This is a genomic window from Enterobacter sp. A103 (assembly GCF_034427535.1).
GTDB classification, from domain to species: Bacteria; Pseudomonadota; Gammaproteobacteria; order Enterobacterales; family Enterobacteriaceae; genus Enterobacter; species Enterobacter asburiae_B.
Window position 1 is genome coordinate 275,174 of the sequence record NZ_JAXQPQ010000004.1, and the last position, 16,298, is coordinate 291,471.

Here is a 16,298-nt window from a genome sequence, read left to right on the forward strand (position 1 = left end):
TTTTGGGACTTCTTTATAATAATTGTGCGGGATCACGACAATGAAAAAAGTGGCATTCGTGGGCTTCGGCCTGATGGTTGTATCTGCGGCGGCTAACGCCATCAGCATTAACGGATCGGCGGGTCAGGATTATACCCACCTGGGCTTTGGCATGGGTACCGAGACTTCCGGCCTGGCGATGACCGGCGGCTGGACGCATAACGATGACGACGGCGACGCGGCGAGCCTCGGCCTGGGTCTGAACGTTCCTCTTGGCCCGTTCCTGGCCACCGTCGGCGGTAAAGGTATCTACACCAACCCAAATGACGGTGACGAAGGGTACGCGGCGGCAGTGGGCGGCGGCCTGCAGTGGAAAATTGGCGACAGCTTCGGCCTGTTTGGTGAGTACTACTATTCGCCGGACTCCCTCTCAAGCGGTATCGAAAGCTATGAAGAGGCCAACGCCGGCGCGCGCTGGACCATCATGCGTCCGATTACCATCGAAGCGGGCTATCGCTATCTGAACCTGGCCGGCAAAGACGGCAACCGCGACAACGCGCTGGCCGACGGCCCGTACGTGGGCGTCAGCGCAGGCTTCTAATCACTCCGGCGCGGCGTTCTGTCGCGCCTGTTTCTCTCTTCTCCACCCCGCGTTTGCGCTATAGTGTTTTGACCAAATAAGCGGGAGAACATAATGATTAACGTGGAGATGTTATCCACCGGCGACGAAGTGCTGCATGGACAAATTATTGATACCAATGCTGCCTGGCTTGCCGATCTTTTCTTTGAGCAAGGATTACCGTTAACGCGCCGCAATACGGTGGGCGACAATCTTGAGTCGCTGGTCGCTATTCTGCGCGAGCGCAGCGAACACTGCGACGTGCTGATTGTGAATGGCGGACTCGGCCCCACCGGTGACGATCTCAGCGCGCTGGCCGCCGCGACCGCAAAAGGCGAAGGGCTGGTGCTGCATGAGGCGTGGCTTTCGCAGATGGAGCGCTTTTTCTCCGAACGTGGCCGCGTCATGGCCCCCAGCAACCGCAAACAGGCTGAAATTCCCGCCAGCGCCGAGCTGGTCGATAACCCGGTGGGTACCGCGTGCGGGTTTGCCATGCAGCTGAACCGCTGCCTGATGTTCTTCACGCCGGGCGTGCCCTCAGAATTTAAAGTGATGGTCGAGCAGCAGATCCTGCCGCGCCTTCGCGATCGTTTTACCCTGCCTGAACCGCCGCTGTGTCTGCGTCTGACCACCTTTGGCCGCTCGGAAAGCGATCTGGCCCAGAGCCTTGATCCTCTCCCGCTGCCGCCGGGCGTCTCCATGGGCTACCGCTCCTCCATGCCGATCATTGAGCTCAAGCTGACAGGTCCGGCCGAACAGAAAGAGGCGATGCTGGCCCTGTGGCCCGAGGTGCAGCGCGTGGCGGGCGAAAGCCTGATCTTTGAAGGGACGGAAGGGCTGCCCGCGCAGATTGCGACGCATCTGCAGTCGCGTCAGCTGAGCGTGACCTTAAGCGAGCAGTTCACCGGTGGCCTGCTGGCGCTGCAGCTGTCGCGCGTCAACGCGCCGCTGCTGGCCAGCGAAGTGGTGCCGTTCCAGCAGGAGACCCTGGCGCAAACCGCCCGCTGGGCTTCCGAGAGAAGGGTGAAGCATTTTGCCGGTCTGGCGCTGTTTGTCGGGGGGCTGGACGAGGAACACCTTAACTTCGCGCTGGCGACGCCGGAAGGCACCTGGGCCCTGCGGGTAAAAATGAGCATTACCCGCCACAGCCTGGCGGTGCGTCAGGAGGTTTGCGCCATGATGGCGCTGAACATGCTGCGCCGCTGGCTGAATGGCAAAGAGGTTGCCAGCGAGCACGGCTGGATTAACGTTGTCGAGTCGCTGTTCATCGAGTAAAACCTGTGCCGGGGCCTTTCGCCCCGGCACTGTTTAGCCCAGCGCCTTCGCCAGCAGGGTGATTGGATGTTCGCAGCGCTTGCTGGTGGACATCTCAATCTGCCACTTGCAGGTTTCGCAGTCCGTTACCACGATATCCGCGCCGCTCTTTTCAATCTGGCGGAACAGCGGGGCGCCAATCGCCTGTGACGTTTCGTAGTTTTCACGCTTAAAGCCGTAGGTTCCCGCAATCCCGCAGCAGCGCGAATCCAGCACCGTCAGCTCCAGGTCCGGAATTAACCGCAGCAGCTCAAGCGTATAGAGCGACCAGCCCATTTTCTCCATATGACACGGCGTGTGATACACCACTTTCAGGGGCAATTTCCCCAGCGGCAACGTCTGCCCGCTATCGAGCTTGCGCCACAGGAAGCGTGTCGCCAGCTCGATGTGCTCGCGCAGGCCGGTATTATCCACGTCCAGCAGATGCGGGTACTCATCGCGCAGGGTGAAGGTACAGGTGGACGAGGTCGCCAGCACCGGAATACCTTTATCGACAATCGCTTCGCGCAGTGACGTGACATTGCTCTGAGCCTGCCTGCGCGCTTTATCGGTAAACCCGTTGGCGATCAGCGGTACGCCGCAGCACTTCTCTTTGTTCAGCAGCTGAACGCCCGTTCCCATGGCGTTAAGCACCTTCAGCAGATCTTTGCCCAGCTGCGGGTGGTTGTAGTTCACATAGCAGCCGTGGAAAAAAGCCACCTGGTCGGCGTACTGCGCCTGCTCCGCCGCGACGGATTTGTACCAGCGGCGGAAGGTGCCGTGAGAATATTTCGGCAGGCTGCGGTGATGGTCTATCTTCAGCGTGGCATCCAGCAGCTGACGCACCGGTTTGAGGGAGGTCGCGGCATTCACCAGCGGGGCAAACGGCGTCGAGACGCTGCCCATCAGATCGGTATGGCTCAGAATAGCGTCCCGCAGCGTCGGCTTTTGCGTGCTGTAGCGCGCCCGGGCGCGCTGGATGATATCGCCGATTTTCACATCCGACGGGCAGGCGACTTCGCAGCGTTTGCAGTTAATGCAGTATTTCAGCGCCTCGTCGTACAGCTTGCCGTCCTTCAGCCGCAGACGCTCGCCGTCCGGCCCGGCCTGCTTTGGTCCGGGATAGCGTGGGTTCACGCCGCTCACCGGGCAGACGGTGGTACACACCGTGCATTTAATGCAGCTTTCAAAACGGGTGTCGTTCATTGTTCAGCCTCCGTGCGCTGGCTAATCTGCTCTGCCACATACAGCGCCGTGACGGCGCAGACCCCGCCACCGCATCCCTGGGCAATCGGATCGTACCCGCCCAGCAGCGAGCCGATGGCAAAAAGATTACTGACGGGCTTACCTGAAAGTTGCGGATGTAGCTGGTTATCGACAATCACGCCGAACTGCTGCCAGGGCTGCGGCGAGAAGAAATCACTTTGATACCAGTCCGCGCGGGAGGCACGCTGGCGAACATCCAGCCCCATAATGGCTTCCCGGATGCCCTCCCGGCTGCTCAGCAGCCCGTTGCTGAAGAAGCTGCCGCTTGCCAGCACCGTAAAGCGCGCGCGAAGCGGAATATCGTCGTGGTTGCGCGTCCAGATTTCGCTCACCGCGCCGTCGGTCAGGGTGATTTTTTTCACCTCATCACCCGCCATCCACACGCCGCCCTGCGCGACAAACTGGCGCTGGAGCTGGGTATGCAGGCGAATGCCGGGGACGGAAGGGGGCAGGGTTGGCAGCAGGCCAAGCGAGCAGGGCAGACGATCCGAGAGCCAGCGCCAGAGCCGGTTGTCGCGTAAACCAAAGCAGGCGGGCATCAGCAGGGCGTCACAGCTGTCGCTGAGCGGTCTGAGTGCGTCATACAGCAGCGGCCATTTGTCCTCGTTATCCAGAAAACGGGCGATATTCACCGCGCGAAATTCGCTCGGGTTGTCGCGCAGGACATCAAGCTCAGGCAGCTCTATCTCTGCCGTTTCGGCATTGACGCCCTGGCGACAGAGCGACGCCGCCGCGAGATGGGGCTGAAAATCCAGAAAGCCGCTAATGCCCACGACCCGCACGCGCGCGGCGTTGAAGGGAGCAACGGGCACTTCTTCCGGGCTGAGCCAGGCAGAGCGCAGGGTGCCGAGCGGCGTGACGCGCTGGTGATTGAGCCGGGCGCTTCCCTTCAGACGCGCGCCGCAGTCTGCCAGCAGCGCTTCGGTTTCCAGCGCAAAGCGGTCAATATGCTGGGCGCCAATCAGGTGATACGGGTGCTCCGGCGGCAGCTTATCGCGGTACGCTTCGTCCACCAGATCCAGCGAGCCCGACGAGAAGTGCAGGGCGCTCTGGCCCCGGGTGATAATGGCGCAGCGCAGCCCCTGCTTCGTGAGCTTGATGCCGCAGAGCAGGCCTGCCAGCCCGCCGCCGACGATTACGGTATCAAATTTCATCGCGTTGCTCCTTCTCAAGACCGCAAAGCCCCTGGTAGACCCAGCGGGTAAATTCGCTTTCGCGCAGGGCATCGCCCCAGGCGACAGGCTGAATGCCTTTCCAGCGCTCGTTTAAAAACGCGCTGAGCTGATCGAGCGACTGGGTGGCGGTGGTGGTATGAAAACGCTGCAGCAGCCCGGCGGCACGACAGGCGCACAGCTCGCCCTGACAGGTCCCCATTCCCACGCGGGTGCGGCGACGAAGATCGAGCAGGCTTGTGACCGTCAGGCTCTCCACCGCATACTGCACCTCACCGGCGGTGACGGCTTCGCACTCGCATACCAGGCTGCGGCTCAGGCGTCCTTCACCGAGCCACTGCGGCGTTCTGTCGCCGTGGCGGTAAATCGCGGATCCGCGCAGCGGCGCGGGCAGGGAGATGATTTTTTGCAGCGTTTTTTCGGTGGACTGACGCGAGCCGGGCAGGGGGTGTTCTGCCGTCACGCACCGTTCGGTATTGCCCAGCTTGCGGCAGACGGCATCGGTCGCCCACTCGGCCATCAGGCGGTAGGTCATCAGCTTGCCGCCGGTGATGGTGATAAACCCGTCCATGCCGTCGCGTTCGGCGTGATCGAGCAGCACGATGCCCCGGCTGACGTTACGTCCGCTCGGGTCGTTGTCGCTGGCAACCAGCGGACGCACGCCCGCGTAGGCGCGCAGAATACGCGTCTGCGCCATCACCGGGGCCAGTTTTTCCCCTTCGCGCAGCAGGATGTCGACCTCTTCGGCGGTCACGCGGTTGTAGTCAATCTCGCTGTAGTCGACGTGGGTTGAGGTGGTACCGATTAACGAAATGGTGTCGCCCGGGACGAGGATATCGGCGTCGGACGGTTTGCGGCAGCGGTTGATCACGTGGTTATTGATGCGGTGGTCGAGGATCAGCAGCGAGCCTTTTGCCGGGAACATGCGTACCGACAGGTCCGCGTATTCCGCGATGCGCTGCCCCCAGATCCCCGCCGCGTTGACCACCACGGCGGCATACAGCTCGCTGTGTTCGTTGTACTGCGTATCAAGGATCCGCACGCCGCAGATGCGATGACCTTCCCGGATAAGCCCGGTCACTTCGTGCCCGGTCAGAATGTTCGCGCCATGCTCGCGGGCGTCCAGCATATTGGCGGCGGTCAGGCGGAAGGGGTCAACGGTGCCGTCAGGCACTTTCACCGCGCCGATAAGCGCCGGGTTAACCGACGGTTCCAGCCGCCGCGCCAGCGCCGGGTCCATGGCCTCAGCCTGAATGCCCGCCGCAGTGCAGGCGGTAATAAAGGTGTCCTGAAAGGCGAGGTCATCTTCGGGAAGAGTAATAAAGAGGCCGTCGGTCGGCTCAATGCAGTGGCGGGCGATACGCTTGAGGATCTGGTTTTCAGCAATACATTCGCGTGCGGATTCACCGTCAGTAACCGCATACCGCGCGCCGCTGTGCAGCAGGCCATGGTTACGCCCGGTTGCGCCCGTTGCGATGTCGTGGCGCTCTAGCAGCGTAACGCTTAAGCCGCGAAGGGCGCAGTCGCGTGCGATCCCGGCGCCGGTTGCGCCACCGCCAATGATTATCACATCGCTGTAGCGAGGATCGTGAATGGTCATTGTTTACCCTCTATGTTCGTTTTTTATCATTTAGCCATATCAATAATGTGGTTTGTTTGATTTCGAACATAAACGCGCGAAATTCGAAAGTGGAACGTGATTCCATGCGCTTTTTTGCGCATTCTGTCATATTTCTGTAACAATCTGTGCGTTGATTCACAGTAACAATCACCGTGATTTCTTAACATCCCCGCCTCTGGAATTCAGGTGCGAGCCACCTGCCCATTCAATTCAAGGCCACGGAGGCTGTTATGCTCAGTATCTTCAAACCTGCGCCGCACAGGGCGCGTCTGCCAGAGGCAGAAATTGATCCGCTATACCGCCGTCTGCGCTGGCAAATTTTCCTGGGGATCTTCTTCGGGTACGCGGCGTACTACCTTGTACGTAAAAACTTCGCGCTCGCGATGCCGTATCTGGTGGAGCAGGGCTTCTCCCGCGGCGATCTGGGGTTCGCGCTGTCGGGGATCTCAATCGCCTACGGTTTTTCCAAATTCATCATGGGGTCGGTATCGGATCGCTCGAATCCGCGCGTGTTCCTGCCCGCCGGCCTGATCCTGGCGGCTGCGGTCATGCTGTTCATGGGCTTTGTGCCGTGGGCAACCTCCAGCATCGCCGTCATGTTCGTGCTGCTGTTCCTCTGCGGCTGGTTCCAGGGGATGGGGTGGCCGCCGTGCGGACGTACCATGGTGCACTGGTGGTCGCAGAAGGAACGCGGCGGCATCGTGTCGGTGTGGAACTGCGCGCATAACGTCGGTGGCGGTATCCCGCCGCTGCTGTTCCTGCTGGGGATGGCCTGGTTCAACGACTGGCACGCTGCGCTCTATATGCCTGCCTTTGGCGCCATCGTCGTGGCGATTATCGCCTTCGCGCTGATGCGCGATACGCCGCAATCCTGCGGCCTGCCGCCGATTGAAGAGTACAAAAACGACTATCCGGATGATTACAGCAAGGAGCACGAAGAAGAGCTGACCGCAAAACAGATCTTCATGAAGTACGTCCTGCCGAACAAGCTGCTGTGGTACATCGCGGTGGCGAACGTGTTCGTTTATCTGCTGCGCTACGGCATTCTGGACTGGTCCCCGACCTACCTGAAAGAGGTGAAGCACTTCGCGCTGGATAAGTCCTCCTGGGCCTATTTCCTGTATGAATATGCCGGGATCCCGGGCACGCTGCTTTGCGGCTGGATGTCGGACAAGGTGTTTAAAGGCAACCGCGGCGCGACGGGCGTGTTCTTTATGACCCTGGTCACCATCGCGACCGTCGTTTACTGGCTCAACCCGCCGGGCAACCCATCAGTAGACATGGCCTGCATGATCGTCATCGGCTTCCTGATTTACGGTCCGGTGATGCTGATCGGTCTGCACGCGCTGGAGCTGGCACCGAAAAAAGCGGCAGGCACGGCGGCAGGCTTTACCGGTCTGTTCGGTTACCTGGGCGGTTCGGTCGCGGCGAGCGCCATCGTGGGCTACACCGTTGACTTCTTCGGCTGGGACGGCGGCTTTATGGTGATGATCGGCGGCAGCGTGCTGGCGGTATTGCTGCTCATTGTGGTCATGATCGGTGAGAAACGTCACCACGCGGAAGTGCTGGCGCGTCGTCAATAAGGAGCATTGCGATGAAATTATCTTACGTAACAACCGGCCTGCTGCTGGCGGGCCTGATGACAGGCTCCGCGCTGGCGGCGGATAAAATCGTTATTGCCCACCGCGGCGCCAGCGGCTATCTGCCGGAGCATACGCTCCCGGCGAAGGCGATGGCCTATGCCCAGGGCGCGGATTACCTGGAACAGGATCTGGTGATGACGAAGGACGACCAGCTGGTCGTCCTGCATGACCACTATCTGGACCGCGTGACGGACGTGGCGGAGCGTTTCCCGGACCGCGCGCGCAAAGATGGCCGCTACTACGCCATTGATTTCACCCTGGCGGAGATCCGTTCCCTGAAGTTTACCGAAGGCTTTGAGATTGAAAACGGCAAGAAGGTGCAGGTCTATCCGGGACGTTTCCCGATGGGCAAGTCTGACTTCCGGATCCATACCTTCCAGGAAGAGATTGAGTTTGTTCAGGGGCTGAACCACTCAACCGGTAAAAATATCGGCATCTACCCGGAGATCAAAGCGCCGTGGTTCCACCATCAGGAAGGCAAAGACATTGCCGCGAAGACGCTGGAGGTGCTGAAACAGTACGGCTACACCAGCAAGAAGGACAAAGTCTACCTGCAGTGTTTTGACGCCGCCGAGCTGAAGCGCATCAAAACCGAGCTGGAGCCGAAGATGGGGATGAACCTCAATCTGGTTCAGCTGATTGCCTATACCGACTGGAATGAAACCCAGGAGAAGCAGCCGGACGGCAAGTGGGTGAACTATAACTACGACTGGATGTTTAAGCCGGGCGCGATGAAGCAAATTGCGCAGTACGCTGACGGTATCGGGCCGGATTACCACATGCTGGTGGCGGAAGGCTCAGCGCCGGGCCACGTGAAGCTGACGGCGATGGTGAAAGAGGCGCACGCCAGCAGGATGCAGGTGCATCCGTATACCGTGCGTGCAGACCAGCTGCCGCCGTATGCCACGGACGTGAATCAGCTTTATGAGGTGTTGTATAACCAGGCGGGCGTGGACGGACTGTTTACGGATTTCCCGGATAAAGCGGTCGAATTCATTCACCGGAAGTAGGTTTGGCAGGTCGGGTAAGGCGAAGCCGCCACCCGACAATCAGGCTCTGCGGCCTGATACCCTCACCCTAACCCTCTCCCACCGGGAGAGGGGATACGGACAACATCACATCTCGATCTCTATATCGCCTTTTGCCCGGCAGCAGCAGGGCAAAATTTCCCCTTCGTTGATAAAGGCCAGCGGCTCGGTCAGCCAGTCCACCTGGCCGGCGACCAGACGGCAGCGGCAGGAGCCGCAGTAGCCGGAACGACACTGGTACTCTACTTCTACCTGATGCGCCTCAAGCGCCACCAGCAGAGAAGGGTGCTCCTCCCGACACAGTACCTCAGTGCCGGAAAGACGTAGCGTGACGCGTGACATCAGAGCTGGAAGTTGCTCAGGTCGTCGGTGTTGACTTCAGAATCAATCTGACCGACCAGATAAGAGCTGACTTCCACTTCCTGCGGCGCAACCTGCACGTTATCGGACACCAGCCAGGTGTTGATCCACGGAATCGGGTTAGAGCGCGTCTGGAACGGCAGGTCAAGACCGACAGCCTGCATGCGGATGTTGGTGATGTACTCAACGTACTGGCACAGAATGTCTTTGTTCAGGCCAATCATGGAGCCGTCGCGGAACAGGTAGTCTGCCCACTCTTTCTCCTGCTGAGCCGCCAGCACGAACAGGTCGTAGCACTCCTGCTTGCACTCTTCGGCAATTTCCGCCATCTCCGGATCGTCCGTCCCGCTGCGCAGCAGGTTCAGCATGTGCTGGGTACCGGTCAGGTGCAGGGCTTCATCGCGGGCGATCAGACGAATGATTTTGGCGTTGCCTTCCATCAGCTTGCGCTCTGCAAAGGCGAAGGAGCAGGCGAAGCTCACGTAGAAGCGGATCGCTTCCAGCGCGTTGACGCTCATCAGGCACAGGTACAGCTGTTTTTTCAGCGCGCGCAGGTTAACGGTGATGGTTTTACCGTTCACGTTGTGCGTACCTTCGCCCAGCAAATGCCAGTAGCTGGTCATCTCGATCAGCTCGTCGTAGTAATGGGCAATGCCTTCCGCGCGCTTCTGGATCTGCTCGTTGGTGACGATATCGTCAAACACCACCGCCGGATCGTTCACGATGTTGCGGATGATGTGGGTGTAAGAGCGAGAGTGGATCGTCTCGGAGAACGCCCAGGTTTCCACCCAGGTTTCCAGCTCAGGAATGGAGATCAGCGGCAGAAGCGCCACGTTCGGGCTACGACCCTGAATGGAGTCCAGCAGCGTCTGGTACTTCAGGTTGCTGATGAAGATATGTTTTTCGTGATCCGGCAGCGACTGGTAATCAATACGGTCGCGGGAAACGTCCACTTCTTCCGGGCGCCAGAAGAAGGAGAGTTGCTTTTCAATCAGCTTTTCGAAGATGTCATATTTTTGCTGATCGTAGCGTGCCACGTTGACCGGCTGGCCGAAGAACATCGGCTCTTTGAGCTGGTCGTTTTTCGTCTGTGAAAAGGTGGTATATGCCATGAGTGTGTCCTGTCTTACGAAATAAAGGCGGGGATATCCCCGCCCTTCATTAGATCTTACATGCGCCGCTTTCGCAGCCATCGTCCTGAATTGACGGTACCATGTCGTCCTGCGCGTCTTCCGCACCGTCACGGGTGTTGTGATAGTACAGCGTTTTCACGCCAAATTTGTAGGCGGTGAGCAGGTCTTTCAGCAGCTGCTGCATCGGTACCTTGCCGGACGGGAAGCGCGTCGGGTCATAGTTGGTATTGGCAGAGATCGACTGGTCGATAAACTTCTGCATGATACCCACCAGCTGCAGGTAGCCGTCGTTGTTCGGCATTTCCCACAGCAGCTCGTAGTTATTACCCAGCGTTTCGTAATCCGGTACCACCTGACGCAGCACGCCGTCTTTTGACGCTTTGATGCTGACGTGGCCGCGCGGCGGTTCAATACCGTTGGTGGCGTTAGAGATCTGCGAAGAGGTCTCGGACGGCATCAGGGCAGAGAGCGTGGAGTTACGCAGGCCGTGGGTCTTGATGGACTCGCGCAGGCCTTCCCAGTCGAGGTGCAGCGGCTCGCTGACGATCGCATCCAGGTCTTTCTTGTAGGTGTCGATTGGCAGAATGCCTTTCGCGTAGGTGGTTTCGTTGAACCACGGGCACGCGCCTTGCTCTTTCGCCAGCTCGTTAGAGGCTTTCATCAGGTAGTACTGAATCGCTTCGAACGTCTGGTGCGTCAGGTTGTTAGCGCTGCCGTCGGAGTAACGCTTGCCGTTTTTCGCCAGCCAGTAGGCGAAGTTGATCACGCCGATACCCAGGGTACGGCGGCCCATCGCACCGCGTTTAGCGGCCGGGATTGGGTAATCCTGGTAGTCCAGCAGGGCGTCGAGCGCGCGAACCGCCAGCACCGCCAGCTCTTCCAGCTCGTCCAGGCTCTTAATTGCGCCCAGGTTGAACGCGGAAAGCGTACACAGCGCGATTTCACCGTTTTCGTCGTTCACGTCTTCCAGCGGTTTGGTCGGCAGGGCGATCTCCAGGCACAGGTTAGACTGGCGCACTGGCGCAACTACTGGATCAAACGGGCTGTGGGTGTTGCAGTGGTCCACGTTCTGGATGTAGATACGGCCGGTAGAGGCACGTTCCTGCATCATCAGGGAGAACAGGTCTACCGCCTTCACGCGCTGCTTGCGGATGCTGTCGTCTTTTTCGTATTTGGTGTACAGACGCTCGAACTCGTCCTGATCGGCAAAGAACGCATCATACAGGCCCGGAACGTCTGACGGGCTGAACAGGGTGATGTCTTCGCCTTTCAGCAGACGGGTGTACATCAGCTTGTTGATCTGCACGCCGTAGTCCATGTGACGCACGCGGTTGCCTTCCACGCCGCGGTTGTTTTTCAGAACCAGCAGGCTTTCCACTTCCAGGTGCCACATTGGGTAGAACAGGGTCGCAGCACCGCCGCGCACGCCGCCCTGAGAGCAGGATTTTACTGCCGTCTGGAAGTGTTTATAGAACGGGATACAGCCGGTGTGGAACGCTTCACCGCCGCGAATCGGGCTGCCCAGCGCACGGATGCGACCGGCGTTGATGCCGATACCGGCACGCTGGGAGACGTATTTCACGATGGCGCTGGAGGTGGCGTTGATGGAATCCAGGCTGTCACCACACTCGATCAGTACGCAGGAGCTGAACTGACGGGTTGGGGTACGCACGCCAGACATGATTGGCGTCGGCAGAGAAATCTTGAACGTGGATACCGCATCGTAGAAACGCTTTACGTATTCCAGACGGGTGTCACGCGGGTAGTTAGAGAACAGGCAGGCGGCCACCAGAATATAGAGGAACTGGGCGCTTTCGTAGATCTCACCGGTTACACGGTTCTGAACCAGGTATTTGCCTTCGAGCTGCTTCACCGCCGCGTAGGAGAAGTTCATGTCGCGCCAGTGATCGATAAACCCGTTCATCTGCTCGAACTCTTCTTCCGTATAGTCTTCCAGCAGATGCGTGTCGTATTTGCCCAGCTCAACCATTTTCACGACGTGATCGTAAAGCTTCGGCGGCTCAAACTGACCGTAGGCTTTTTTACGCAGGTGGAAAATCGCCAGACGTGCAGCGAGGTACTGATAATCCGGTGCTTCGCGGGAAATGAGGTCTGCCGCTGCTTTAATGATTGTTTCGTGGATATCAGACGTTTTGATGCCGTCGTAGAACTGAATGTGGGAACGCAGTTCAACCTGGGAGATAGATACGTTGTTCAGTCCTTCTGCTGCCCAGTCGAGAACTCGATGGATTTTGTCCAGATTGATACGCTCGGTAGTACCGTCGCGCTTTGTCACCAGCAGACTCTGATTCATGTGGGTTTTACCTGTCCGTGAAATAAAAAATATCCCCCGCTTATCCACAGATCCGTCTTGTGACTAACTCTGTGGATAAATACTACATGTAGGGGGTTTGCGATAAGAAAAACGCTATATGGTGAGTATTCTAGTATCGAATCTTTTCAGCACAAGGGTTGATTTTGGCGTTAAATTGAGGTTGTGAAAGGGTAAAAAAGGCTAAGTCCTCGTACCGTAAGGCCTGGAAGACATGTCAATAATTAAGAAAAAAAATTCAAAATTTGATCGAGTGCTGATTTCTTCAACGAGAGGTCAGAATTGCGCAACATGATGTCGCGCAATCTTTATAAGAATAACGAATGACGTTAGTCGTTTTTGGCGGTGGTATGCAACATATAGTTAACATCTACGCCCGGTGCGAGCTTGAATTTATCGGTCAACGGATTGTAGTGCAGGCCGGTGATGTGCTGCTCTTTGAGCCACGTCTGGTCAACCCAGCCTAACAGTTCCGCAGGCTTGATGAATTTCTTCACGTCGTGCGTCCCTTTCGGCACCATGCGCAGCACATACTCCGCGCCGACAACGGCCATCAGCCAGGCTTTACCGTTACGGTTGATGGTTGAGAAGAAGACCTGGCCGCCCGGTTTCACCAGTTTTGCACAGGCGTGCACCACCGACTGCGGATCGGGAACGTGCTCCAGCATCTCCATGCAGGTCACTACATCGTACTGATGGGCGTGTTTTGCCGCGTGCTCTTCCACGGTTTCCTGCACGTATTCCACCTGTATGCCGGACTCCAGCGCGTGAAGGCGGGCAACCTGCAGCGGTTCAAAGCCCATATCCAGGCCCGTAACATTCGCCCCTTCGCGCGCCATGCTCTCAGCCAGGATGCCGCCGCCGCAGCCGACGTCGAGCACTTTCTTACCGAACAGACCGCCGGAACGCTCCGCGATATAGCCCAGACGCAGCGGGTTAATGCGATGCAGCGGTTTGAACTCACCTTCGAGATCCCACCAGCGGGACGCCACCGCTTCAAATTTGGCAATCTCTTCGTGGTCAACGTTGTGAACCACCGGGGATTTTTCGGCATTCATGGGCGCTTTTACTCCTTATTTAGCAAGACAAAGGAGTATATCAGGCAATCCCCGTGAATAAAGCGTATAGGTTTACCTCAATCACCTCGGCTGTGTTATAATTTGCGACCTTTGAATCCGGGATACAGTAGAGGGATAGCGGTTAGATGAGCGACCTTGCGAGAGAAATTACACCGGTTAACATCGAGGAAGAGCTGAAGAGCTCCTATCTGGACTATGCGATGTCGGTCATTGTTGGCCGTGCGCTGCCGGACGTCCGCGATGGCCTTAAGCCGGTACACCGTCGCGTACTATACGCCATGAACGTATTGGGCAATGACTGGAATAAAGCCTATAAAAAATCTGCCCGCGTCGTCGGTGACGTCATCGGTAAATATCACCCGCATGGTGATACCGCCGTGTATGACACCATCGTTCGTATGGCGCAGCCATTCTCCTTGCGTTACATGCTGGTAGATGGTCAGGGTAACTTTGGTTCAGTCGACGGCGACTCCGCTGCGGCGATGCGTTATACGGAAATCCGTATGTCGAAAATCGCTCATGAGCTGATGGCCGACCTGGAAAAAGAGACCGTTGATTTCGTCGATAACTACGACGGCACCGAGCGCATCCCAGATGTGATGCCAACCAAGATCCCGAACCTGCTGGTTAACGGTTCGTCCGGTATCGCGGTCGGTATGGCAACCAACATTCCGCCGCACAATATCACCGAAGTGATCAACGGCTGCCTGGCCTATATCGACGATGAAGACATCAGCATTGAAGGGCTGATGGAACACATCCCGGGTCCGGACTTCCCAACGGCGGCGATTATCAACGGTCGTCGCGGTATTGAAGAAGCGTACCGCACCGGCCGCGGCAAGATTTACATCCGTGCCCGCGCCGAAGTTGAAGCGGACGCTAAAACCGGCCGTGAAACCATCATTGTTCACGAGATCCCGTATCAGGTGAACAAAGCGCGTCTGATTGAAAAAATCGCCGAGCTGGTAAAAGAAAAACGCGTTGAAGGCATCAGCGCGCTGCGTGACGAGTCTGACAAAGACGGTATGCGCATTGTGATTGAGATCAAACGCGACGCGGTGGGTGAGGTTGTGCTGAACAACCTGTACTCCCAGACTCAGCTTCAGGTTTCCTTCGGTATCAACATGGTTGCGCTGCACCATGGTCAGCCGAAGATCATGAACCTGAAAGAGATACTGAGCGCGTTCGTGCGTCACCGCCGTGAAGTGGTGACCCGTCGTACCATCTTCGAACTGCGCAAAGCGCGCGACCGTGCGCACATCCTTGAAGCGCTGGCGGTTGCGCTGGCCAACATCGACCCGATCATCGAACTGATCCGTCGTGCGCCAACCCCGGCGGAGGCGAAAGCCGCCCTGATTTCCCGTCCGTGGGATCTGGGTAACGTCGCCGCGATGCTGGAACGTGCGGGCGATGACGCAGCGCGTCCTGAGTGGCTGGAACCTGAGTTCGGCGTGCGTGACGGTCAGTATTACCTGACTGAACAGCAGGCTCAGGCGATTCTGGATCTGCGTCTGCAGAAACTGACCGGCCTTGAGCACGAGAAACTGCTCGACGAATACAAAGAGCTGCTGGAACAGATTGCTGAACTGCTGCATATCCTGGGCAGCGCAGAGCGTCTGATGGAAGTGATCCGTGAAGAGCTGGAGCTGGTCCGCGATCAGTTCGGCGATGCGCGCCGCACCGAAATCACCGCGAACAGCTCTGATATCAACATTGAAGATCTGATCAACCGCGAAGACGTGGTGGTCACCCTGTCTCACCAGGGCTATGTGAAGTATCAGCCGCTGACCGACTACGAAGCACAGCGTCGTGGCGGTAAAGGTAAATCTGCGGCACGCATTAAAGAAGAAGACTTTATTGACCGCCTGCTGGTGGCGAACACCCATGACACGATCCTCTGCTTCTCCAGCCGCGGTCGTCTGTACTGGATGAAAGTCTATCAGCTGCCGGAAGCGAGCCGTGGCGCGCGTGGCCGTCCAATCGTTAACCTGCTGCCGCTGGAAGCGAATGAACGTATCACCGCCATCCTGCCGGTACGCGAGTACGAAGAGGGTGTGAACGTCTTTATGGCGACCGCCAGCGGTACCGTGAAGAAAACCGCGCTGACCGAGTTCAGCCGCCCACGTTCCGCCGGGATCATCGCGGTGAACCTGAACGAAGGCGACGAGCTGATCGGTGTGGATCTGACCTCCGGTTCTGATGAGGTGATGCTGTTCTCTGCGGCCGGTAAAGTGGTGCGCTTTAAAGAGAACGCCGTTCGTGCAATGGGTCGTACCGCTACGGGCGTTCGTGGTATCAAACTGGCTGGCGAAGACAGCGTTGTTTCTCTGATTATTCCGCGCGGTGAAGGGGCTATCCTGACCGTGACGCAGAATGGTTACGGTAAACGTACGGCGGAAGGGGAATACCCAACCAAGTCTCGCGGCACGCAGGGCGTTATCTCTATCAAAGTGACCGAGCGCAACGGTTCCGTTGTGGGCGCGGTGCAGGTAGACGATGCCGATCAGATCATGATGATCACCGATGCCGGTACGCTGGTGCGTACCCGCGTCTCTGAGATCAGCGTGGTGGGGCGTAACACCCAGGGCGTGATCCTCATCCGTACAGCGGAAGATGAAAACGTGGTGGGTCTGCAGCGCGTTGCTGAGCCGGTGGATGACGAAGAGCTCGATTCCATCGACGGTAGCGTTGCGGAAGGCGATGATGATATCGCGCCGGAAGCCGACACCGACGATGACGTAGCGGATGACGCTGACGAGTAATGTCTCCTGAT

The 16,298-nt window shown here is 58.1% G+C and carries 12 protein-coding genes; 5 read left to right on the plus strand and 7 right to left on the minus strand.

The window, feature by feature from the left end; translation table 11 throughout:
• Nucleotides 1-40: 40 nt before the first annotated feature.
• Both SPH27_RS13955 and SPH27_RS13960 read left to right on the plus strand, forming a co-directional pair.
• A complete protein-coding gene (locus SPH27_RS13955; RefSeq protein WP_045354282.1) occupies nt 41-580 on the plus strand; it encodes a YfaZ family outer membrane protein in 540 nt (179 codons plus the stop codon).
• A gap of 93 nt (nt 581-673) precedes the next feature.
• Nucleotides 674-1,873, plus strand: a complete 1,200-nt coding sequence (locus SPH27_RS13960; RefSeq protein WP_045354280.1) for a nicotinamide mononucleotide deamidase-related protein YfaY — start codon at nt 674-676, stop codon at nt 1,871-1,873.
• A 33-nt stretch (nt 1,874-1,906) separates the two neighbouring features.
• On the opposite strand, the gene glpC is transcribed toward SPH27_RS13960, so the two are convergent.
• From glpC to glpA, 3 genes are read right to left on the minus strand one after another with little or no spacing between them, the layout of a single operon-like run.
• Nucleotides 1,907-3,097 carry an anaerobic glycerol-3-phosphate dehydrogenase subunit GlpC gene (gene glpC, locus SPH27_RS13965; RefSeq protein WP_182071318.1) on the minus strand — a complete coding sequence of 397 codons (1,191 nt, stop codon included), beginning with the start codon at nt 3,095-3,097 and terminating at the stop codon, nt 1,907-1,909.
• Nucleotides 3,094-4,311: a glycerol-3-phosphate dehydrogenase subunit GlpB gene (glpB, locus tag SPH27_RS13970; protein ID WP_182071317.1), complete on the minus strand. Its 1,218-nt coding sequence runs from the start codon at nt 4,309-4,311 to the stop codon at nt 3,094-3,096. The genes glpC and glpB overlap by 4 nt, the downstream gene beginning before the upstream one ends.
• Entirely contained in the window at nt 4,301-5,929 is a 1,629-nt protein-coding gene (glpA, locus tag SPH27_RS13975; protein ID WP_182071316.1) for an anaerobic glycerol-3-phosphate dehydrogenase subunit A, read from the minus strand. Before glpA ends, glpB begins: the two co-directional genes overlap by 11 nt.
• 251 nt (nt 5,930-6,180) lie before the next feature.
• Between glpA and glpT the strand changes: the two genes are divergently transcribed.
• Nucleotides 6,181-7,533, plus strand: coding sequence for a glycerol-3-phosphate transporter (glpT, locus tag SPH27_RS13980; RefSeq protein ID WP_045888627.1), 1,353 nt, complete (start codon nt 6,181-6,183; stop codon nt 7,531-7,533).
• Nucleotides 7,534-7,544: 11 nt separating this feature from the next.
• Nucleotides 7,545-8,603, plus strand: a complete 1,059-nt coding sequence (gene glpQ, locus SPH27_RS13985; RefSeq protein WP_023312515.1) for a glycerophosphodiester phosphodiesterase — start codon at nt 7,545-7,547, stop codon at nt 8,601-8,603.
• A 105-nt stretch (nt 8,604-8,708) separates the two neighbouring features.
• Here glpQ and yfaE read toward each other — a convergent pair whose 3' ends face one another.
• The 4 genes from yfaE to ubiG form a co-directional block, all read right to left on the minus strand.
• On the minus strand, nt 8,709-8,963 hold the full coding sequence (yfaE, locus tag SPH27_RS13990) for a class I ribonucleotide reductase maintenance protein YfaE (protein WP_023294104.1): 255 nt from the start codon (nt 8,961-8,963) through the stop codon (nt 8,709-8,711).
• Nucleotides 8,963-10,093 (minus strand): class Ia ribonucleoside-diphosphate reductase subunit beta, encoded by a 1,131-nt coding sequence (gene nrdB / locus SPH27_RS13995; protein ID WP_023312514.1) that lies wholly within the window; start codon nt 10,091-10,093, stop codon nt 8,963-8,965. The genes yfaE and nrdB overlap by 1 nt, the downstream gene beginning before the upstream one ends.
• Before the next feature lie 49 nt (nt 10,094-10,142).
• Entirely contained in the window at nt 10,143-12,428 is a 2,286-nt protein-coding gene (gene nrdA, locus SPH27_RS14000) for a class 1a ribonucleoside-diphosphate reductase subunit alpha (protein ID WP_023312513.1), read from the minus strand.
• 347 nt (nt 12,429-12,775) lie between these two features.
• Complete coding sequence (gene ubiG / locus SPH27_RS14005; RefSeq protein ID WP_048980024.1) at nt 12,776-13,504, minus strand: bifunctional 2-polyprenyl-6-hydroxyphenol methylase/3-demethylubiquinol 3-O-methyltransferase UbiG; 729 nt, start codon at nt 13,502-13,504, stop codon at nt 12,776-12,778.
• Between the two features lie 146 nt (nt 13,505-13,650).
• Here ubiG and gyrA point away from each other — a divergent pair, with 146 nt between their 5' ends.
• On the plus strand, nt 13,651-16,287 hold the full coding sequence (gene gyrA / locus SPH27_RS14010; RefSeq protein WP_039263204.1) for a DNA topoisomerase (ATP-hydrolyzing) subunit A: 2,637 nt from the start codon (nt 13,651-13,653) through the stop codon (nt 16,285-16,287).
• Nucleotides 16,288-16,298: the final 11 nt, after the last annotated feature.